We start from the raw sequence: 19613 nt of genomic DNA on the forward strand, positions 1-19613 counted from the left end.
CGGCTTGCCGGTTGCGGCTGACGAATGCGCGGACAGATACGAAGACGAGCCGCCGCGCGTGTCGGAACGCGCGGCGTCGTGTGAATGCGCTTACGGCGCGATATAACCTAGCCGCGCCTTCAGCGATTGCGGACGGCCTTCGAACAACGCGGCGTAATACACGGTGTTCGACAGCACGTTCTTCACGTAATCGCGCGTCTCGGAAAACGGAATGGTTTCAGCAAAAACCGCGCCCTCGACGGGCGCCCGCAAATCCTGCCGCCATTGCTTCGGCCGTCCGGGACCGGCGTTATAGCCAGCGGTGGCGAGCACGGGCGAGTTGTCGAATTGATTGTAGATCATCGACAGGTAATTCGTGCCGAGCAGGATGTTCGTGTTGATGTCGTTCATCTGCGCGCGCGACACCGGCCCGAGACCGATCTTCTTCGCGACGAGTTGCGCCGTGCCGGGCATCAGTTGCATCAAGCCGCCCGCGCCGACTTCCGACCGCGCGTTGATGATGAAGCGCGACTCCTGCCGAATCAGCCCGTACGCCCATTCGATATCGAGCCCGGTGTTCTGCGCATCGCGCTCGACGATCTCGCGGAACGGCGACAGATAGCGCAGCGAGAAATCGTGTTCGCTCTTCGTCTTGTCGGCCGTGTTGACGGTGCGGTCGAACAGTTCGATGCGCTTCGCGTACTGCGCGGCGGCGATCAGTTGCCGGTCGGTCATCGTGCGCAGCGGCCAGTTCCATTCGCGATTGCCTTCGAGCCGCAAATTGAGCGCGTAGAAACGCTGCGACAGCCCGAAGCCCGGCACCGACTGCATCTGCGTGACTTCCGCATCCGATACGGTCGTGCGCGGCGGCAGCGTGATCTTCTGCCCCAGCTCTTCGAGCGCGAGCTGGCCATAGAAGTTGTATTGATCCGCGATGCCCTGAAATTCCTGATTCGCCGTGGCGGTATCGCCGGCCTGCTTGACGGCGCGCGCGTGCCAGTAGGTCCACGAAGGCTGGCTGCGAAGCGTCGGCGGCATCTGCTCGACCGACCAGCGCACCATGTTCCAGTCGCCGGCGAGCAGCGCACTGCGCGTGCGCCATTCGTACGCCGGATTAGACAACTGCGCATTCGCCGACAGCCGATACCAGTCCGCCGCCGCCGGCATGCGCTTCAGCGCCGCCTGATAGCCGATGGTGCCCCAGCCCACGGCGCGCTCGGCGGCCGTCAGGCTCGGCGCGACGGAACTGAACGTGGCAGCGGCCATCGCCGGATCGTTGCGGGCGAGGCGCGTGACGGCGAGCAGCGTCAGTTGATGCGCCGGCGTGTTCGGCATGACGCCGCGCGCCAGATAAAGCGGCGGCTTGTTGACGGCGTTATCGAGCAGTTCGGGCTTCGGCCTCTCCTGGCCGAGCGCATCGACGATATTCGCGCCGGTCGTCGTGTAGTTCTGCTCATAGGCGAGGCGGATTTGCTGCCAGATGTCGTCGCTCGTGAACTGGCCGGACTCCGCGAGCGCAGCGATCAGATCGACGCAGCCGTCGCCGTACGATTTCGGATCGACGAGCAGTGCGCGCGCCGCATCCGCGACATTCTCACCGCGCGACATGCGCGCTTCGAGCGCATAGCATTTGACCTGCGTGTCGTCGTTGAGCACGAAACGGGAATACTGCTCCTGGAAGTTGCGCCAGTCGTGACGGCCGCCGAGCACGACGAGATAGTCGTTGCGCATGCGGTCGGCAATGGCCTGACCGTCGTAGCGCTGCAGGAACGAGAGCACGGGTGCATCCGGCGCGTCGGGGCGCGCGTGGCCTTGCGCATCGAAAAGCTGCGGCTTGATCGTGAAATAGTCGATATAGCCAGGCGCCGGATAGTTCGGAATCTGCGAGGCGAGCAAAGCGGCGCGGCCCGCATCGTTCGCACGTGACGCCTCGCGCAATTGCATGAAAATGCGATCGTCGGAGGACGGAGCAAAGTCCGCGTCCGGCGGGACGGCGGTGGCCGTTCCGCATGCGACCAGCGTAGCGGCGGCAAGGGCGTAGCCGGCCGCAAGATATACTCGGTTGAGGCGTTTTGACATCGTTATTACTGGAGCGCGAGGTGGTCCAAAGATCGGTCCAAAGCATAGCACGCAACGTTTGCGCGGAACCCAAAAGCACCTTGCGCGCGACGCTGCTGGCAAGGCGCGAAGCGCAGCAGGAAGAGCCGTCGCGGGTGCCCGCCGATGCCGCGCTCGGCGAGCGGCTTCGCGTGGTGCTCGAAGCACGCCCGGTCAGATGCATCGGCTTTTATTGGCCGGTGGCCGGCGAATTCGATGCCCGCGCCGTGCTGACCGACTGGCTCGCATCGGGCAATGCCGGCGATGCACGCGAGGCCGCGTTGCCCGTCGTCGTGCAGCCTCACGCGCCCATGGCCTTTCACGCCTGGCGCGCAGACTCGCCGATGAAGGCCGGCCGTTATCGAATTCCCGTGCCGGAAGAAGAGCGCGTCGTGGTGCCGGAATTGTTGCTGGTGCCGTGCGTCGGTTTCGACGCGGACCGTTATCGGCTGGGATACGGCGGTGGCTATTACGACCGCACGCTCGCCGCGTGGCCGGCCGCGCGCAAGCCGGTCACGATCGGCATTGCGTACGAAGCGGGCAAGCTCGATGCGTTGCCGCGCGAACTGCACGACATGCCGCTCGATGCGATCGTCACCGAAGCGGCGCTTTACTGAGGGCCCGCCGCCCTTAAAGCGATGCCGCCGCACGCGCGGCGGTGTCGTAGAGGCCGGATGCGTTGCGCATCAACTGCGCGGCCTCGCCGATCTGTTCATTGGTCAATCCGCTTTCGCGCAGCGCCGAGATCAGGCAGCTCTCGCGCACTTCGCGATACTTCCCGCACAGTTCGCGCCCCGCCGGCGTCGCCGAGAAGAATACTTCCTTGCCGGCTTTCTCGCTCGCCACGTAGCCGCGCGCCACGAGCTTCTTCAGCGCATAAGTCGCGACGTGCGTGTCCTCTATATTCAGCACGAAGCAGATATCCGCGAGCTTCTTCTTGCGATCCCGGTGATTCACGTGATGCAGCAGCGACACTTCCACCGCTGTCATGTCTTTCGCGCCGGCTGCGGACATGCAGCGCACCATCCATCGATTGAACGCATTGCTCGCCATGATGAGCGCATATTCGAACTCGGAAAGTTCCGCGCTGGTTTCGGAGACGAGGTGCTCGGACGACACGATCTTGGCAGGATGACGCGACATGGCGATGACCATTTGAGATTGAACCGGAGTCTAGCGGAACCCGCTTGCGCCGCACTCCAGACAAACGCGTATTGATAACTTCTTGATAATTTATTGACAATGTAACATTGTGTGCACGGCGCGGCGAAGAAAAACGCATTCTCCGCGCGCCGTGCCGACGCAAGACTGGAAGCCATGACACCACCACGAATCCATCCGCTCGGCGACTGCGCGCTTGTTTGCGAAGCCGCGCCGCCCGCCACGATCGACTGCCAGCGACGCATCTGGGCGCTCGCCGAGCGTGCGCGCCTGATGCCGCATGTCGTCGAAGTCGTGCCCGGCATGAACAATCTGACGATCGTCTTCGATCCGCTCGACGCCGACTACGAAAGCCTCGCCGCGCAACTCGAAGCCGGATGGAACGCCGCCGGCAGCGCCGATGCGCCCGGCAGCACGATCGAGATTCCGGTGCGCTACGGCGGCGAGGACGGCCCCGATCTCGCGGAGCTGGCGAAGCACGGGGGCCTGTCCATCGATGAAGTCGTGAAGCGTCACACCGAAGCGGAGTACATCGTGTTCTTCCTGGGCTTTCAGCCGGGCTTCGCGTATCTCGGCGGGCTCGATCCCGCGTTGCATATGCCGCGCCGACGCGAGCCGCGCCTCGAAGTGCCGGCCGGATCGGTGGGCATCGGCGGTGCGCAGACGGGCATCTATCCGGCTGCATCGCCGGGAGGATGGCAACTGCTCGGCCGCACCGAACTCAGGCTTTTCGATCCGTCGCGCAATCCGCCGACGCTGATGCAGCCCGGCGACCGCGTGCGCTTCACGGCGCTGGAGGTGCGCGCATGATCGACGTGATTCGCGCAGGCGTGCTGTCCACGGTGCAGGATCTCGGCCGCCACGGATACCGCCATCTCGGCGTCAGTTCGGGCGGTGCGCTGGATGCGCTGTCGCTCGAAATCGGCAATCGACTCGTCGGCAACCGGCCGGATGCGGCGGGCATCGAGGTGACGTTCGGGCCGACGGTGCTTCGCTTCAAGCGCGCGACGCGCATCGCCATCACGGGCACCGACTTCGGCGCGACGCTCGACGACGTGCCGGTCTATTCGTGGTGGAGCCTTCCGGTGCGCGCGGGCCAGGAACTGACGCTGCGCGCGGCGAAGCGCGGCATGCGCGGCTATGTGTGCATCGCGGGCGGCATCGACGTGCTGCCGATGCTCGGCTCGCGCAGCACCGACCTCGGCGCGTGCTTCGGCGGGCTCGGAGGGCGCGCGTTGCGCGACGGCGACCGCTTGCCGGCAGGCGTGCCGCAGCCGCACAAGGGCATCGCGTTTTCGCCGGAGGAACCGGCATTCGGCGTCAAGGCGCCCGCGTGGTGCAAGTTCGTTCTCGTCGATGAGCCCCTGCGCCGCGGCCGCCACGCGCCCGGCCTCGCGTGGGCCGTGCCGATCCGCGTGCTGCGCGGTCCGGAATATGCGAGCTTCAGCGACAAGGCTCACGACGACTTCTGGAACGAGGAGTGGACGATCACGCCGAACAGCAACCGCATGGGTTTCCGGCTCGCGGGCACGGCGCTCGAGCGCCGCGACAAGACCGAACTGCTGTCACACGCGGTCTTGCCCGGCACGATCCAGGTCCCGCCGAACGGCCAGCCGATCATCCTGATGGGCGATGCCCAGACCACGGGCGGCTATCCGAAAATCGGCGCAGTCATTCGCGCGGACTTGTGGAAGCTCGCGCAGGCGCGGCTGAACGGAGGCGTGCGCTTCATCGAGACATCGGTGGAGGAAGCGCGCCACGCGCTCGCTGAAGAACGGCAGTATGTGAAACAGGTGGAAACAGCCATCGCGATGCACGAAGAACGCATCGCGCGATAACACACAAACCCAACGACTACATCGACGACTAACATGGAAATCGATCTCAACGCCGACCTCGGCGAAGGCTGCGGCTCGGACGAAGCGCTGCTCGACCTCGTGAGTTCCGCGAACATCGCGTGCGGCTGGCATGCGGGCGGCGCCACCGCGATGCGCGACTGCGTGCGCTGGGCGGTGGCGAAAGGCGTGGCGATCGGCGCGCACCCGAGCTTCAACGATCCCGAGAACTTCGGCCGCAAGGAAATGGACCTGCCGCCCGAAGAGATTTACGCGGGCGTGCTGTATCAGCTCGGCGCGCTCGCTGCGATCGCGAAAGCGGAAGGCGGGCGCATCGCGCACGTGAAGCCGCATGGCGCGCTGTACAACCAGGCGGCGAAAACGCCGCAAATCGCCGATGCAATCGTCGCCGCCGTGCGCGATTTCGATCCGACGCTGCTGATCTTCGGTCTGGCGAACAGCGGTCTCGTCGATGCCGCGAAGCGCGCGGGGCTCGGCGCGATCGAAGAAGTGTTCGCGGATCGCGGCTATCGCGCGGATGGCTCGCTCGTGCCGCGCAAAGAGCCGGGCGCATTGCTCGACGACGAAGACGCCGTGCTCGACCGCACGCTGTCGATGGTGCGCGAGCAGCGCGTGCAGGCCGTATCGGGCGAATGGGTGCCGTTGAATGCGCAGACCATCTGCCTGCATGGCGATGGCGAACACGCGCTCGCGTTTGCACGGCGCATTCGCGGCGCGCTGGCTGTCGCGGGCATTGGCGTGCGCGCCGCCCGCGCCGCCTGAGCGACGTAACCGAGCACTGAACGCCCCGCACCGCCGGGGCGTTTTAGCAAGCGGCCACGAGAGCCGCGCAGTCACCACGCGCCCAGTTCGAGGCGCGGTGTTTTCATCCATGTTCGTTTGGAGATCTCATGGCAACCCCAGTCAGTTTATGGCCGCTCATCGGCGTGGCCGTCATCATCGTGGGCTTCGTGCTGCGCTTCAATCCGATGCTGATCGTCGCCGCCGCCGCGATCATCACCGGATTCGCGGCTCACTTCCCGCCGGAGCGCATTCTGAGCGCCATCGGCACCGGCTTTCTGAAGACGCGCAACATCCCGCTCATCATCCTGTTGCCGCTCGCGGTGATCGGCTTGCTGGAGCGGCACGGGCTGCGCGAACGCGCGCAAATCTGGATCTCGGGCATTCGCGCGGCGACGGCCGGGCGTCTGCTGATCGTCTATCTGCTGGTGCGCGAACTGACGGCGGCGGTCGGCCTGACGGGCCTCGGCGGTCATCCGCAGATGGTGCGGCCGCTGCTCGCGCCGATGGCGGAAGGCGCGACGGAAGCGCGCTACGGCAAGCTGTCCGATGCCGTGCGCTACAAGCTGCGCGCATACTCGGCCGCGACCGATAACGTCGGCCTGTTCTTCGGCGAGGACATCTTCGTGGCGTTCGGCGCGATCGTGCTGATGGTCACGTTCCTGAAGGAAGCGGGCATCATCGTCGAGCCGATGCACGTGGCCGTCTGGGGCATCCCGACCGCCATCTGCGCGTTCCTGATTCATGGCTTTCGCCTCTGGCTGCTCGATCGTCAACTGACGCGCGAACTTGATGCGCTCACCCGCAACGTCGCCGGAGAAAAAGCATGACGCTGACGATCAACTATCTCTTCTATCTGGTCGGCATCGTGCTCGTGGTCGTCGCGGGCATGATCCTCACCGACAAGTCGCATCCTCGCCGGCTGACCACGGGCGTGTTCTGGCTCGTGTATGCGCTGATTTTCCTCATCGGCGACTGGCTGCCGGCATCGGTCGTCGGCGTGCTGGTCGTGGCGATGGCGCTGATCGCGGGTCTCGGCGGCGTCACCGGCGCGAAGCCGAAGATGCTCTCCGATGAAACGCGCCGCCAGAGCGCCATGCGTCTCGGCAACAAGCTCTTCGTGCCCGCGCTGACGATTCCCGTCGTGACCGTCATCCTGACGCTCGGCGCAAGTCATCTCGTGTTCGGCGGCAGGCCCCTCATCGAGTTGAAGAACGTGACGCTGATCGGCTTCGGCATCGGCTGCGTGATCGCGCTGGCGGTCGCGTGCGTGATGACGCGCGATACCGTCGGGCAGTCGATGCGTGAAGCGCGCCGCCTGATCGATGCGCTGTCGTGGGCCGCCGTGCTGCCGCAGATGCTCGGCATGCTCGGGCTCGTGTTCTCCGACGCGGGCGTCGGCAAGGCGGTCGCGCACGTGACGACGGCTTACGTGAATCTCGATTACAGGCTCGTCGCGGTGGCGGTGTACTGCATCGGCATGGCGCTGTTCACGATGGTGATGGGCAACGGCTTCGCCGCGTTCCCGGTAATGACGGGCGGCGTCGGCGTGCCGATTCTCGTTGGCGTCTTTCACGGCAATCCGGCGACGATGGTCGCGATCGGCATGTTCTCCGGCTACTGCGGCACGCTGATGACGCCGATGGCGGCGAACTTCAACATCGTGCCGGCGGCGCTGCTCGAATTACCCGACAAGAACGCGGTCATCAAGGTGCAAGTGCCGACTGCGTTGACGTTGCTGGTCGTGAATATCTTTTTGTTGAACTGGCTGATGTTCATCTGAAGCCGCATTAACGAGCGGCGCGTGTCGATAAGTTCGCACGCGCCGTTCCTCCACGATTTGTCCTACATTGCGCGCCGCCGCGACATGGCGATGCGTCACCCCTCCCCTCGCGTGACGGCGTGCGCCGTCTCCCGCTTGATCTCTCGTCTCGTCGTCCGCTTGTATTTTTTAGCGTTCTTTTAATTCGGATCGCTCCTATTCCTGCATGCCGATGCTTCCCGGAGACTTCGCCCCTTTCGGTCGTGACGCACATGCGTTGCGACCCTTTCGAAGATGAGTCGCTGACCGGCATGCGAGCGGAGTAAGTCTCGCAGCCCGAGTACAGCGGCCGTTTGTTTGGGTCGAAGTTAGCCGATGGTCCGGTGGACCGCTGCCTGTGTCTGGCGCGGTTCGGTGCCCCGGTATCACCGCCGGTTCCGCCATGCGATTGTCGAGATATTCTCTGTTGTTGGAGCGGCCTTCTGGCCGCGACGTGCCACTGCGTCTGTGCGAAGCGTTCGTCGCTCTCGGGAGCGCGCTTTTTGCGTATCGCGTGTTCGGCGAGTCCTCCGAGGCCGGCTATGTGAGCGCCGCGGCAGCGTTCGCCGTGTTGCTCGCCTGGGCCGGCCAATCCGTGCGCAGTCGGCAGTGCAGCGGGACTGTCGCCGGCATTCTCGGGCCGGCGCTGGCATGGACGCTGTGCGAAGCGCTCGCGACGTTCGCCGCGATGTCGATGCATCGCGAGTTTCAGCCATCGCTCATGGGGTTCGCCTGCTGGGCATCGTCGACGTTCGCGGGTGTGATGGGGTGCCGCTTCGTCATCCGAATAATTCGCGCCCGACGTGTGCGAACGCGCTCGGTTGCCCTAGTCGGACGTGGCGATCATTGCGATGCGTTCCTGCAGCGCTTTCTCGCCAGGCGCGATTCCGTGTATCGCATCGACGCACGGTTCGATCTGAACGAAGCAGCGACGGCGAATACCGACGGCATCCGGCTCTTCTGCCACACGGAGCCGTTCGTCGCCTACGTGCGCGAGCAGCGCATCGACGAACTATGGCTCGCGCTTCCGCTGACCGATGAAGCGACGCTTCTGCGCTTCCTCGACATCTTCCGCAATGACTTGCTGAACATCCGCTTCCTTCCGGATGTCGGCAAGCACGCGCGCTTTCGCAGCGATGCCGCCGACGTCGATACCGCATTCGCCGTCAATCTGGTGTCAGCGCCGCTCACGGATCGCGCGCTGGGCGTCAAGGCCATCTTCGACTGTGTTTTCGCGACGTGCGCGCTGATCGCTCTTTCACCGCTTCTGCTGCTCATTGCACTTGCGGTGAAGTGCTCGTCGCCGGGTCCGGTGATGTTCAGGCAGTGGCGCCACCGAGCGAAGGGCGAGCCTTTTCAGATTTTCAAGTTCCGCACGATGCACGTTCACGCGCCGGGCGACGGCGTGGTCGAGCAGGCCACGCGCGGCGATGCCCGGATCACGCCCCTTGGCGCGCTGTTGCGCCGCACGAGCCTCGACGAACTGCCGCAGTTCCTCAACGTGCTGCGCGGTGACATGTCGGTGGTGGGGCCGCGTCCGCATGCCATCGAGCACGACGCGCTGTATCAGGAAATCGTCGATGGCTATATCCATCGCTATCGCATCAAGCCGGGCATCACGGGCTGGGCGCAGGTGAACGGGCTGCGCGGCGAAACGGATTCCATCGAGAAGATGCAAAAGCGCGTCGAACACGATTTGTTCTATCTCAGCAATTGGTCGTTGGCCTTCGATGTACGCATCCTCTTCGCGACGATCGTGCGGGGCTTCGTTCATCACAACGCTTATTGAAGCGCAGAGTCATCCATGAAGTATTCGATTGAACGCGCCTGCGACGCAATGCGGCGCGCTTCCACTCCGCGGCTTGGCGCCGCGATCGCACTGGCAGCACTTCTGAGCGCCTGCGCCGCCGCACCGGGCTTTAAGATGCTCACCGGGGCGAACACAAACGATGGCGTGCAGACCAGCCGGTCCTCCGTTGCGCCGACGGCCGCGACGCCCGAGATTCCGATCACCGAGCTGGATCTCGCGACCGTGAGAAGCCTCGCGGAGAAGCGCAGTGCCTGGCAGGACTCACAGGCGCGCCAGTTGTTCGCGGCGCCGCAACCTTATACGGTCGGCCCGGGCGATGTCTTGCAGATCGTCGTGTGGGATCACCCCGAGCTTGCGCAGGCCGTCGGCTCCACTCAGACGCAGGGGCCATCGAAGCCGGGCGATCCGGCGGCGGGCTTCGTCGTCGATCAAAGCGGCAAGCTCGCCTTCCCTTACGCGGGCACTCTCAACGTGGCGGGCCTCGGCACGCAACAAATCCGCGAGCGGCTGACATCCGCGCTTTCGCGCTATTTCGTGAATCCGCAGGTGACGGTTCGCATGGCGTCGTACCGTTCGCGTCAGGTTTATGTCGATGGTGAAGTCCGGTCGCCCGGTGTGTTCTCGTTGACGGATGTGCCGCTCAATTTCTACGACGCGATCGCACACGCGGGCGGCTTCTCCGATAGTGCAGATCAAAGCGATGTCGTGCTCATGCGCAATGGCGTGCCGCATCGGCTCGATGTGACGCGGATGCTGGCGCAGGGCGTCGATCCGTCGACGCTGTTCCTCAAGGCGGGCGACGTGCTGCGCGTGACCTCGCGCGAGGACAACGGCGTCTACGTGATGGGCGAAGTCAGCAAGCCCGGTTCGGCGGTGCCGCGACGCGACGGCACGCTGTCGCTCGCGGATGCGCTGTCGCAAGTGGGCAGTGTGAACGCGAACACGGCGGACACCGCGCAGATGTTCGTCATCCGCTCGCGCGACGGCAAGCCCGAAGTGTTCCATCTCGACAGCCGGTCGCCGGTCGCGATGCTCGTCGCGAAGGATTTCGACCTGCAGCCGAAGGACATCGTTTATGTCGACGGCAATGGTCTCGTGCGCTTCAACCGCGTGATGAGCCTGTTGATGCCGCTGATCAGCACGGGGCTTACGGCGGGAGTGATCGCGAAATGATCCGCTCCGTGTTGATGGTGTGCGAGGGGAATGTGTGCCGGAGTCCGGTGGCGGCGGCGTTGCTGGCCCATGAGCTTGCGGATGTCGAGGTGACGTCGGCGGGGACGGCTGCGCTCGTTGGCGCGCCTGTGGACGCAGTCATCGGCGAACTCGCGCAAGCACACGGTATTGCGCTCGATTCGCACGTCGCGAGGCAACTCGACGCGTCGCTCGTGCGCGACGCCGATCTGATTCTCACCATGACACTGGCCCAGTGCGACTGGGTGAAGGCCGCGTTTCCATCGGCGCGCGGCAAGGTATTTCGCCTTTGCGAGGACGACAGAGCGGACGTCATGGACCCGTATCGACGCCATCGAACCGTGTCCGAACTCGCCTTCGCCCAGATTCGACACGGCATCTCGCAATGGACTCACAGGCTGATCGAGCCGCAATGAAAGACGTTATGCAGCAGCCTCCCAATCAGTCGCGCTCCACGCCCGACAACGACGAGATTTCTCTTTCGGAAGTGCTCACAGTGCTTCGCGAAAACCGGAAGCTCATTGCAATCGCAACGGCCTGCGTGCTGTCGATCGGCTCGCTCTATGCGTTTCTCTGGGCGCCGACCTATCGTGCCGACGTGCTCATCCAGGTCGATGACGACAGCGGTGCCGGCTCGCTGAACGACAAGCTGGGCGACCTCGCGGCGCTGTTTCAAAACAAGGCGAGCGCGGACGCAGAAATCGAGCTGATGCGTTCGCGCAACGTGGTGGGCGACGCGGTCAACCGACTCCATCTCGACATCGATGCGCGTCCGCATTACGTTCCGATCGTCGGCGCGCCGTATGTGCGCTACACGGCCGGCAGCGGACTTGGGAGCGCCGCCTTCGGTCTTGGCAGCTTCGCGTGGGGCGGCGAGCGCATCGGCGTATCTGCGTTCAATGTGCCTTCGACGCAGTACGAGAAGACCTTCACGCTGATCGCTCGGGACGGCGAACGCTACGAACTTGTGTCGCCGGACGGCGACACCATATTGCGCGGACGCGTGGGCGAGACGGCGAGCGCGGGCGGAGTCACGCTGACCGTCAGGTCACTGCTTGCGCGCTCCGGTACTCGCTTCGATCTGAAGCGCTTTTCGACCCAGCAGACCATCGCCGATCTCCAGGATGCGCTGAAGATCGCGGAGAAGACGAAGCAGTCGGGCATCGTCGGCATGTCGCTGGATGGAAAGAATGCCGAACTGACGGCGACGACCGTCAACACCATCGCCACGCTGTACGTGCAGCGCAATGTCGACCGGAAATCCGCGCAGGCGCAACAGATGCTCGCCTTCCTGGCCGATCAGTTGCCGCAACTGCGGGCCGATCTGGACCGCGCCGAAGCACGCTACAACGAGTTCCGTGCCAAAAAAACGGCGCGGTGGATCTCGAAGAGCAGAGCAAGTTGCTGCTTCAGTCGGTGGTCGAAAACAGGTCGAAGATCGTCGAACTGGAACAGAAGCGCACTGAGCTCGTGCAGCGCTATACGGTGCACCATCCGGAAGTGGTGGCCATCTATGCAAGCATCGGCGAATTGAAGCGGCAATCGGGCGATTTCGATCATCGAATCAGCGCCCTGCCCTCCGTTCAGCAGGACGCAGTGCGGCTCTTGCGCCATGTGAAAGTCAGCAACGACCTCTATACGAGTCTGCTGAACAGCACGCAGCAATTGAGCGTGCTCAAGGCCGGTCAACTGGGCAATGTACGGACGGTCGACTATGCGGTGACGCCGGAGAAGCCGGTTGCACCGAAGAAGGCGCTGGCTCTGGTGCTTTCGGTCCTGCTCGGTCTGGTGGCGGGCTGCGCCCTCGCGCTCGGTCGACGCCTGTTCAATCGCGGGCTGGAAACGCCTGCCGAGATTGAAAGCGCGATCGACCTTCCTGTGCTCGCGATCATCTCGCACTCCCCACGCGAGGCGGCACTTGCCGCTTCGCGCCGACGTGGTTCGTCGAACCATCGAGTGCTCGCCGCGCTCGCCCCGAACGACGTCGCTGTCGAAGGTCTGCGCAGCTTGCGCACGGCGCTTCAGTTCGGCGTGCTCAAGAAGCGGAACATGATCGTCATGGTTACCGGCGCGCGGCCGGGGATCGGCAAATCGTTTATCGCGGTCAACCTCGCGGCGGTGATCGCGACGGGCGGCGCTCGCGTGCTGTTGATCGACGGCGACATGCGTCGCGGCAACTTGAGCGGCGTGCTCGGGCTGAAGCGGGAACCGGGTTTCTCGAATCTGCTGCGTGACGCGGAAGCGGATGCGGTGATTAACCGCAACGTGCTTCCGGGTCTCGACGTCATCACCGGCGGGGGGATGCCCGATCGGCCATCTGAACTACTCATGAACGAACGGCTCGCGAGTGTTCTGAAGCATCTGCGTGAGCGCTATGACTACGTGGTTATCGACTCGCCACCCGTGCTCGCTGTGACCGATGCCGGGCTGATCGGCAGACACGTCGATGCGTCCTTGCTGGTCGTGCGGCATGGCCGTCACACCGCTGCCGAACTTCGCGAAACCGCGCGCCAGTTGGCGAACGCGGGCGTGCCGCTGCACGGAGCGTTGCTTACGGATACGCCGGCGAGCGCCACGGCGTATGGGGCGTATTCGCAATATGCCGGCACGGGCAGTTGATCGGCCGCGTCGCTCACAAATACAAAGACTCAACATTCATGAAGAAACTGCTTCTTGCGTTCGGCACTCGTCCCGAAGCAATCAAGATGGCGCCGCTCGTCAAGCGCCTCGCGCGCGATTCCGGGTTCGAATGCCGCGTGTGCGTTACGGGTCAGCATCGCGAGATGCTCGATCAGGTGCTTGCGCTATTCGACATCCGTCCCGATTTCGATCTCAACATCATGAAGCGCGGGCAGGATCTCTTCGACGTCACGTCTGCGATTCTCGCGGGCATGCGGGACGTGCTCGCAACGTATCGCCCCGACATGGTTCTCGTCCATGGCGACACCACGACGACCATGGCCACGACGCTCGCTGCCTTCTACCAGCGCATCGCAGTGGGACACGTTGAAGCCGGCTTGCGCACTGGAAATCTGGCGTCGCCGTGGCCGGAGGAAGCGAACCGCAAGCTCACCGGTGCATTGGCCGCGCTGCACTTCGCGCCGACTGAGCGCGCCCGGCATAACCTCCTCGCCGAAGGCATCGACGACGAGAAGATCGTCGTGACGGGCAATACCGTCATCGACGCGCTTCTGCAAGTCCGTGCGCGTCTTTCAAACGATGCGGACCTGTGCGCGGTCGCCGAGCGTGAATTGCCCTCGTTGGCGCCGGGCCGACGCCTCGTGCTCGTGACGGGGCATCGGCGCGAGAGTTTCGGCGGCGGTTTCGAGCGCATCTGTTCAGCGCTCGCTCAGATCGCGCACGCGTCGCCGGACGTCGACATCGTTTATCCGGTGCATCTAAACCCGAACGTGCGTGAGCCCGTGAACCGTCTGTTGACGGGCATCACGAACGTGCATCTCATCGAGCCGCTCGACTATCTTCCGTTCGTACGCCTGATGGATCGCGCCGATGTGATCCTGACCGATTCGGGCGGCATTCAGGAAGAGGCGCCGTCGTTGCACAAGCCTGTCCTCGTGATGCGCGAGACCACGGAGCGTCAGGAGGCGGTGGACGCGGGCGTGGTGAAACTCGTCGGCACGGACGCCGGCGCGATCGTCGAGAACGTGATGCATCTTCTGCGCGACGCCGACGCATACGCGGCAATGAGCCGTGGCGCCAATCCTTACGGTGACGGTCGCGCCTGCGATCGGATCACCGACGCCTTGCTGCGTTCCGAGCATCCGCTTGCCGTAGCTGCCTGATCGTACTGCCAATGGAAACACGTGAGCTTATGGAATTCGAAACTATCTCCGTCGTCGGACTCGGGTATATCGGCTTGCCGACCGCTGCTGATTTTGCGGCGCGGCGCAAGAAGGTCATCGGAGTCGACGTGAATAAGCATGCCGTCGATACGATCAATCGTGGCGAGATTCATATCGTCGAGCCGGAACTCGACATGCTGGTGCAGGCGGCGGTGGCGCAAGGAAATTTGCAGGCGTTCACGACGCCGCAACCCGCCGATGCTTTCCTGATCGCGGTGCCCACGCCATTCTCCGACGGTCACAAGCCTGACCTGTCGTATATCGAAGCCGCGAGCCGCGCGATCGCGCCGGTGCTCAAGAAGGGTGATCTCGTGGTGCTGGAATCGACATCGCCTGTCGGCGCGACCGAGCAGATGGCTGCCTGGATGGCAGAAATGAGGCCGGATCTGAGCTTTCCGCAGAATGCGGGCGAGGCGTCGGATATTCGTGTCGCGCATTGCCCGGAGCGCGTATTGCCCGGTCACGTGATTCGCGAGCTGGTAGAGAACGACCGCGTGATCGGCGGCATGACGCGCCGATGCGGTGAAGTGGCGCGCGAGTTGTATCAAATCTTTGTGCGCGGCGAGTGCATTCTGACGACGGCGCGCACGGCGGAGATGTGCAAGCTGACCGAAAACGCATCGCGCGATGTGGGCATTGCGTTCGCCAACGAGTTGTCGCTGATTTGCGATCGGCTCGACATCAATGTGTGGGAACTCATTCGTTTGGCGAATCGCCATCCGCGCGTGAACATTTTGCAGCCGGGGCCGGGCGTCGGCGGGCATTGCATTGCTGTCGATCCGTGGTTCATCGTGGACTCGGCGCCGGAAGAGGCGCGGTTGATTCGTACGGCGCGGATCGTCAATGATTCGAAGCCGCATTGGGTGGTGGAGCGCGTCGAGCGGGCGGCGAAACGGTTCAAGGAGCCGGTGATCGCGTGTCTGGGGCTGGCGTTCAAGGCGGATATCGATGATTTGCGGGAGAGTCCGGCTCTTGAAATCGCGACGGAACTGGGGAAGCGCTTTCCAGGGTTGGTGCTGGCAGTGGAGCCGAATATTAGAGAGCATCCTTCGAATCTCGCCGGCCAGTTTGAACTTTGCTCATTGAATGACGCGTTGTCACGTGCCGACGTCATCGTCATTCTGGTCGACCACGCGCCGTTCAAGGGCGTCGATCCGATCCGTTTGCAAACGAAGGTGGTGATAGATACGCGCGGGATGCTGGCGCTCGTATGAAGCAGGTCGCGCCCAGCCAGCGGGATGCAGGCTTGAACGCTGTGCAAGTCACGGCGACGACGGAGGCCGAAGGCAACACGCGCCTTCGTCGCAACATGGCCTTGATGGTTCTATCGTTCGTCGGCAACTATGCGGCGTCATTTGCGACCTTTCCCTATCTGACCCGAGTACTCGGCCCTGCACACTTTGGGCTTTTTGCGTTCGCGACGGCAGTTGCCGCTTACGGCGCATTGTTTAGTGAATGGGGAATGAGTCTGGCCGGGCCTCGCGCAGTCATTGCGTGCCGAGATGACAAAGCGCGGCTGAACGCGTTGATCTGGTCGGTGCTCGGAGCCAAGACACTGCTCTATGTGGCGGCGACGTTCGTGTTCGTTCTGTTGCTGCGCGCGGGTGTTGGCGGGGCTGCAGCGGGCCCAGCGCTATGGGTTTCCTGGCTCGGCGTGACGGCGAACGTCTTAACAATGCATTGGCTGTTTCAAGGCATGGAGCGGTTCAAGCTCATCACCTTCATGGTGTTGATTAGTCGTGCCGTCACGCTGCCACTTACCTTCTGGCTCGTGCGATCGCCGAACGATGTAGCAATCGCGGCAGCGATCCAAGCTGCGGGCCCTTTTCTAGCCGCCATCTTTTCTCTGTACATCGCTAGACGCGACGGGCTAGTTGGCAGTCCGGCGATCAGCCTTGGCGCTGTATTCGCGCGCATTCGCGAGAGCGCAGACATGTTTGTCGCTACGGCATCGGTGACGCTGTTCGGCGCTGCGAACGCAATCATATTGACATCACATGCCGGGCCGTACGCCGCTGGTATCTATGCTGGCGCGGACAAGATACGCACCGTATGTGCGCTTGTTCCGGCGCAACTCGGCATGGTGCTTTATCCCCGAATCGGGAGTCTGTTCACGCGTCGCAAACGCGAGGCGTCTCGACTCACAGCGCGCGGCGCGGCTTTGACAATCTTCGTTTCCGTGTGTGGAGCGGCCATATCGATGTGCTTCGCCGGTTCCATCACATCGATCGTGCTCGGCAACGATTTCACGGGGGCGGCGGACGTACTGCGAGTCCTGGCCTTATCGACCGTATCTGGAAATCTAGCCTATTTTGCCGGCCTTCAGATCCTGGTGCCATCGGGTGCGAGCAAGCTCCGCTCAGTCGTCATCTTCGCCGTTGGCTGCATGAGCGTCTTAATGTCGCTGTCCCTTGCGCAACGGTTTGGTGCGTTGGGTGCAGCCACGTCGTGTCTCCTCTGTGAGACGCTGATTCTCATCGCTTACATCGCTCTAATTGCGAAGAGCAGACGTTTGAGGCGCTACCTCTCGCTGTGCGGTGGCGTTCGATCAAGCCTCACGATCCGATGTCTGACGAGGAACTCATGATGGCCGATACCCGGGATAAGTCACGCATTCGAGCCTTGCACGTTGGACCGGGTTGGGGCCAGCGAGGCGGCATCGCTTCCGTACTCGAAGAGTTGAAAGGGCTATCGGATACGTTCGATGACCGCGGCGTCAGTTTGCAGTTCGCTGAAACCCACGATTTCGGCAGCATTACCGGTGCATTTCGTTTCTTCGTTTTCGATGTGCCAGGTTTTGTGCGAAAGCTCTGTTCCGGCGCGGAAATCGTGCACCTCCATGTATCGATAAAGAGCTCGTTCTACCGGAAATTTCTTCTCTTCTTATTCGCCCGCTTGTTCCGTGCGCGAGTGGTGCTGCAGGTGCACTCGGGGAATTTCGATGGCTTCGTTCGTTCATCGACTCGACTTGCGTCTGTAGCGACGCGAGCCTTTCTGCGCCGATCGAACGCCTTGGTTGCTGTGTCGAACTCCATCGCTAACGCGCTCATTGAACTCGGCGCTGAACGGTCGCGTGTGCACGTGATCGCTAATACCGCTAGCGCCGCTCAACGAGCGTGCGCCACCGTAGGTCGCAACGATCGCGCGAAGAGTACGAATGGGCCTGGCATTATTTTCACCGGCCGTTTGGTCGAAACGAAAGGTGTTGGAGACCTGTTAGAAGCCGCTGCACTTCTGAAAGCTCAAGGGCTGAACTTTCACCTGACGGTTGCCGGGTCCGGTGACTTGGAGCGTTGGTCGAGAGAGGTAGAACGCCTGAACATATGTGACCGAGTGTCTTTTCCCGGCTGGATCGCGGGCGAACAGAAGCTTGAGCACTATCAGTCGGCCGACATCTTTTGCATGCCAAGTCATTTCGAGGCGTTCGGCATCGCTACCTTGGAAGCCATGTTCGGGGGACTGCCGATCGTGGGAACGGCGGTCGGCGGATTCTTTGATCTCGTCGATCAGGGAAATAGCGGCTTGCTAGTAGAGCCGTCAAACCCTATCCAACTCGCGGATGCGTTAGGTACTCTGCTTGCCGATCCGACACTGTGCGACCAGATGGGGCGCAACAGTCGCGAGCGGGCATACAGAAGTTTCACGTGCATCGTCGTGGTAGACGGCTACGTCGACATGTACGAGCAGATGGTAAAGGAGACGAGATGATGCCCACACTTCGGCATCTAAACGGCCTTGGTTTGCGCGCGCTTACGAACGGTGCGCTGCGACGTTTGGCTTCAACGGTAATCGTTCTAAGCGTCGCCGCTTGCGCACCGACATCGGAGATGCTTTATCAGACGGACTGGCGCCATGGCCTGAACTCCGATCTCAGCGTACAGGCTAATCCGGGTGATCTCTCAATCGTTCCGGATAGAGGCAGCATAAAAGAGTACGCGCTTAAGGCGAAGATCCGACGTTCCGATGATTTCTCGCAGGTCGCGAACGGCACGCCGCGCGCGGAAGTGGTCTTTCCATCTTCAGTCCGCTTCGCCCAAGGCGAGACATATGGGATCCGCTGGTCAACCATGCTGCCTCTGGGTACCCAATTCGACAACAAACAGTTCGTGATCGTCACCCAGATCCATCAGAGCACGCGCTATGGCTCTCCCCCGCTTGCGCTCTCCATACAGGGCACGCAATACGGTATCGCATTGCGCGGTGGCGAGCAGCACGACAAGGCGTCCGCTACTCAGTGGATTTGTTGTGCCGATGCAGATGTTGGTCGATGGGTCGAGTGGGAACTTCGCTACCGGCCCGACGAGCGAGGTGAAAGGTCGATTACCGATTTATATCGCGATGGAAAGTTGGTGTTTCGCGCGACCGGTGCTCGAAATGCGTATCCCGGCGATCAGAAGGCGTACCTGAAGTTAGGACTCTACAAGCCGGACTGGTTACGGAAGCCGACCGAAACATCAGACATGTCGATGCTCTACGGGCCTGTAACTGTGACAAAGCAATGAACGCACAGTTGCGTTCAAAGCATACTGAGGTGAACAAGATGAACCGCATTGAATTGTTCGGCTGTCCTGCAGACGTAGCGACGATGGACGAGACCGTCGAATGGATTGAGCGTCGCATCGAAAAGCGGCAATTCACGCAGCATGTCGTGATCAACGTCGCTAAGTTGGTCAATGCGCAATCGGATGCACAACTCGCAGACTCGGTGCGCGCCTGCGATATCGTCAATATAGATGGGATGGGAGTGGTGTGGGGTGCGCGCATGCTTGGTTTTGCCGTCTCCGAGCGCGTCGCCGGCGTGGACCTCTTTGGACGACTACTGTCGCTCGCAAGCACGAGAGACTTTCCCATCTTTCTTTTGGGAGCAACGCAGAAGGTGGTTGAGGAAGTGGCTCGTCGCAGCGTTCGAACTTATCCGGCGCTCAACATTGCGGGCTTTCATAACGGCTATTTCTGGGACAACGAGCAGGCGGTAGTTCAGCGGATTCGCGATTCAGGGGGCGGTTTCAAGGTTGAAGCGCAACAGCGAATTTAATGTTTAGAGCCATGAGGTTGAGCTGCGGAAGCGAGTGTGG

Annotated in this window: 19 protein-coding genes; 17 read left to right on the forward strand and 2 right to left on the reverse strand. The window is 62.6% G+C overall.

Annotated elements, in window-relative coordinates:
• Positions 1-90 precede the first annotated feature (90 nt).
• A complete protein-coding gene (locus AB6804_RS25720; protein WP_370888829.1) occupies positions 91-2058 on the reverse strand; it encodes a transglycosylase SLT domain-containing protein in 1968 nt (655 codons plus the stop codon).
• Positions 2059-2066: 8 nt separating this feature from the next.
• Between AB6804_RS25720 and AB6804_RS25725 the strand changes: the two genes are divergently transcribed.
• Complete coding sequence (locus tag AB6804_RS25725) at positions 2067-2693, forward strand: 5-formyltetrahydrofolate cyclo-ligase (RefSeq protein WP_370888843.1); 627 nt, start codon at positions 2067-2069, stop codon at positions 2691-2693.
• A gap of 13 nt (positions 2694-2706) precedes the next feature.
• On the opposite strand, the gene AB6804_RS25730 is transcribed toward AB6804_RS25725, so the two are convergent.
• Entirely contained in the window at positions 2707-3219 is a 513-nt protein-coding gene (locus AB6804_RS25730) for a winged helix DNA-binding protein (protein ID WP_035962437.1), read from the reverse strand.
• Between the two features lie 174 nt (positions 3220-3393).
• On the opposite strand from AB6804_RS25730, the gene pxpB reads away from it, so the two are divergent.
• The 16 genes from pxpB (at position 3394) to AB6804_RS25810 (ending at position 19573) form a co-directional block, all read left to right on the forward strand.
• The gene (gene pxpB, locus AB6804_RS25735; RefSeq protein WP_370888830.1) at positions 3394-4047 is read left to right on the forward strand and encodes a 5-oxoprolinase subunit PxpB; all 654 of its coding nucleotides are present in this window, start codon (positions 3394-3396) and stop codon (positions 4045-4047) included.
• The gene (locus AB6804_RS25740; protein ID WP_370888831.1) at positions 4044-5075 is read left to right on the forward strand and encodes a biotin-dependent carboxyltransferase family protein; all 1032 of its coding nucleotides are present in this window, start codon (positions 4044-4046) and stop codon (positions 5073-5075) included. Before pxpB ends, AB6804_RS25740 begins: the two co-directional genes overlap by 4 nt.
• A gap of 33 nt (positions 5076-5108) precedes the next feature.
• Positions 5109-5855: a 5-oxoprolinase subunit PxpA gene (gene pxpA / locus AB6804_RS25745; RefSeq protein WP_035962293.1), complete on the forward strand. Its 747-nt coding sequence runs from the start codon at positions 5109-5111 to the stop codon at positions 5853-5855.
• Between the two features lie 128 nt (positions 5856-5983).
• Positions 5984-6703 (forward strand): DUF969 domain-containing protein, encoded by a 720-nt coding sequence (locus AB6804_RS25750; RefSeq protein WP_035962291.1) that lies wholly within the window; start codon positions 5984-5986, stop codon positions 6701-6703.
• Positions 6700-7656: a DUF979 domain-containing protein gene (locus AB6804_RS25755; RefSeq protein ID WP_370888832.1), complete on the forward strand. Its 957-nt coding sequence runs from the start codon at positions 6700-6702 to the stop codon at positions 7654-7656. The genes AB6804_RS25750 and AB6804_RS25755 overlap by 4 nt, the downstream gene beginning before the upstream one ends.
• Positions 7657-8128: 472 nt before the next feature.
• Positions 8129-9463 (forward strand): undecaprenyl-phosphate glucose phosphotransferase, encoded by a 1335-nt coding sequence (locus AB6804_RS25760; RefSeq protein WP_370888833.1) that lies wholly within the window; start codon positions 8129-8131, stop codon positions 9461-9463.
• A gap of 15 nt (positions 9464-9478) precedes the next feature.
• On the forward strand, positions 9479-10657 hold the full coding sequence (locus AB6804_RS25765; protein ID WP_370888834.1) for a polysaccharide biosynthesis/export family protein: 1179 nt from the start codon (positions 9479-9481) through the stop codon (positions 10655-10657).
• The gene (locus AB6804_RS25770) at positions 10654-11091 is read left to right on the forward strand and encodes a low molecular weight phosphotyrosine protein phosphatase (protein ID WP_370888835.1); all 438 of its coding nucleotides are present in this window, start codon (positions 10654-10656) and stop codon (positions 11089-11091) included. Before AB6804_RS25765 ends, AB6804_RS25770 begins: the two co-directional genes overlap by 4 nt.
• Positions 11088-12209: a Wzz/FepE/Etk N-terminal domain-containing protein gene (locus tag AB6804_RS25775; RefSeq protein WP_370888836.1), complete on the forward strand. Its 1122-nt coding sequence runs from the start codon at positions 11088-11090 to the stop codon at positions 12207-12209. Before AB6804_RS25770 ends, AB6804_RS25775 begins: the two co-directional genes overlap by 4 nt.
• Before the next feature lie 80 nt (positions 12210-12289).
• On the forward strand, positions 12290-13294 hold the full coding sequence (locus AB6804_RS25780) for a polysaccharide biosynthesis tyrosine autokinase (protein WP_370888844.1): 1005 nt from the start codon (positions 12290-12292) through the stop codon (positions 13292-13294).
• A gap of 38 nt (positions 13295-13332) precedes the next feature.
• On the forward strand, positions 13333-14478 hold the full coding sequence (gene wecB, locus AB6804_RS25785; protein ID WP_370888837.1) for a non-hydrolyzing UDP-N-acetylglucosamine 2-epimerase: 1146 nt from the start codon (positions 13333-13335) through the stop codon (positions 14476-14478).
• Positions 14479-14507: 29 nt separating this feature from the next.
• The gene (wecC, locus tag AB6804_RS25790) at positions 14508-15752 is read left to right on the forward strand and encodes a UDP-N-acetyl-D-mannosamine dehydrogenase (protein WP_370888838.1); all 1245 of its coding nucleotides are present in this window, start codon (positions 14508-14510) and stop codon (positions 15750-15752) included.
• Positions 15749-17125 carry a flippase gene (locus AB6804_RS25795; protein WP_370888839.1) on the forward strand — a complete coding sequence of 459 codons (1377 nt, stop codon included), beginning with the start codon at positions 15749-15751 and terminating at the stop codon, positions 17123-17125. Before wecC ends, AB6804_RS25795 begins: the two co-directional genes overlap by 4 nt.
• The gene (locus AB6804_RS25800; RefSeq protein ID WP_370888840.1) at positions 17122-18246 is read left to right on the forward strand and encodes a glycosyltransferase family 4 protein; all 1125 of its coding nucleotides are present in this window, start codon (positions 17122-17124) and stop codon (positions 18244-18246) included. The genes AB6804_RS25795 and AB6804_RS25800 overlap by 4 nt, the downstream gene beginning before the upstream one ends.
• Positions 18243-19040, forward strand: coding sequence for a heparin lyase I family protein (locus tag AB6804_RS25805; protein WP_370888841.1), 798 nt, complete (start codon positions 18243-18245; stop codon positions 19038-19040). The genes AB6804_RS25800 and AB6804_RS25805 overlap by 4 nt, the downstream gene beginning before the upstream one ends.
• Before the next feature lie 38 nt (positions 19041-19078).
• A complete protein-coding gene (locus AB6804_RS25810; protein WP_370888845.1) occupies positions 19079-19573 on the forward strand; it encodes a WecB/TagA/CpsF family glycosyltransferase in 495 nt (164 codons plus the stop codon).
• Positions 19574-19613 lie beyond the last annotated feature (40 nt).

Origin of the sequence: Caballeronia sp. RCC_10 (genome assembly GCF_041360715.1) — a bacterium.
Lineage (GTDB): Bacteria > Pseudomonadota > Gammaproteobacteria > Burkholderiales > Burkholderiaceae > Caballeronia > Caballeronia grimmiae.

Bases quoted from the DNA above. Each gene is read 5' to 3' on its own strand.
- AB6804_RS25765 (WP_370888834.1), top strand. From the start codon at position 9,479: ATGAAGTATTCGATTGAACGCGCCTGCGACGCAATGCGGCGCGCTTCC.
- AB6804_RS25795 (WP_370888839.1), top strand. From the start codon at position 15,749: ATGAAGCAGGTCGCGCCCAGCCAGCGGGATGCAGGCTTGAACGCTGTG.
- pxpB (WP_370888830.1), top strand. From the start codon at position 3,394: ATGACACCACCACGAATCCATCCGCTCGGCGACTGCGCGCTTGTTTGC.
- AB6804_RS25755 (WP_370888832.1), top strand. From the start codon at position 6,700: ATGACGCTGACGATCAACTATCTCTTCTATCTGGTCGGCATCGTGCTC.
- AB6804_RS25810 (WP_370888845.1), top strand. From the start codon at position 19,079: ATGAACCGCATTGAATTGTTCGGCTGTCCTGCAGACGTAGCGACGATG.
- AB6804_RS25800 (WP_370888840.1), top strand. From the start codon at position 17,122: ATGATGGCCGATACCCGGGATAAGTCACGCATTCGAGCCTTGCACGTT.
- wecB (WP_370888837.1), top strand. From the start codon at position 13,333: ATGAAGAAACTGCTTCTTGCGTTCGGCACTCGTCCCGAAGCAATCAAG.
- AB6804_RS25730 (WP_035962437.1), bottom strand. From the start codon at position 3,219: ATGTCGCGTCATCCTGCCAAGATCGTGTCGTCCGAGCACCTCGTCTCC.
- AB6804_RS25775 (WP_370888836.1), top strand. From the start codon at position 11,088: ATGAAAGACGTTATGCAGCAGCCTCCCAATCAGTCGCGCTCCACGCCC.
- AB6804_RS25770 (WP_370888835.1), top strand. From the start codon at position 10,654: ATGATCCGCTCCGTGTTGATGGTGTGCGAGGGGAATGTGTGCCGGAGT.
- AB6804_RS25750 (WP_035962291.1), top strand. From the start codon at position 5,984: ATGGCAACCCCAGTCAGTTTATGGCCGCTCATCGGCGTGGCCGTCATC.
- wecC (WP_370888838.1), top strand. From the start codon at position 14,508: ATGGAATTCGAAACTATCTCCGTCGTCGGACTCGGGTATATCGGCTTG.
- pxpA (WP_035962293.1), top strand. From the start codon at position 5,109: ATGGAAATCGATCTCAACGCCGACCTCGGCGAAGGCTGCGGCTCGGAC.
- AB6804_RS25720 (WP_370888829.1), bottom strand. From the start codon at position 2,058: ATGTCAAAACGCCTCAACCGAGTATATCTTGCGGCCGGCTACGCCCTT.
- AB6804_RS25740 (WP_370888831.1), top strand. From the start codon at position 4,044: ATGATCGACGTGATTCGCGCAGGCGTGCTGTCCACGGTGCAGGATCTC.
- AB6804_RS25805 (WP_370888841.1), top strand. From the start codon at position 18,243: ATGATGCCCACACTTCGGCATCTAAACGGCCTTGGTTTGCGCGCGCTT.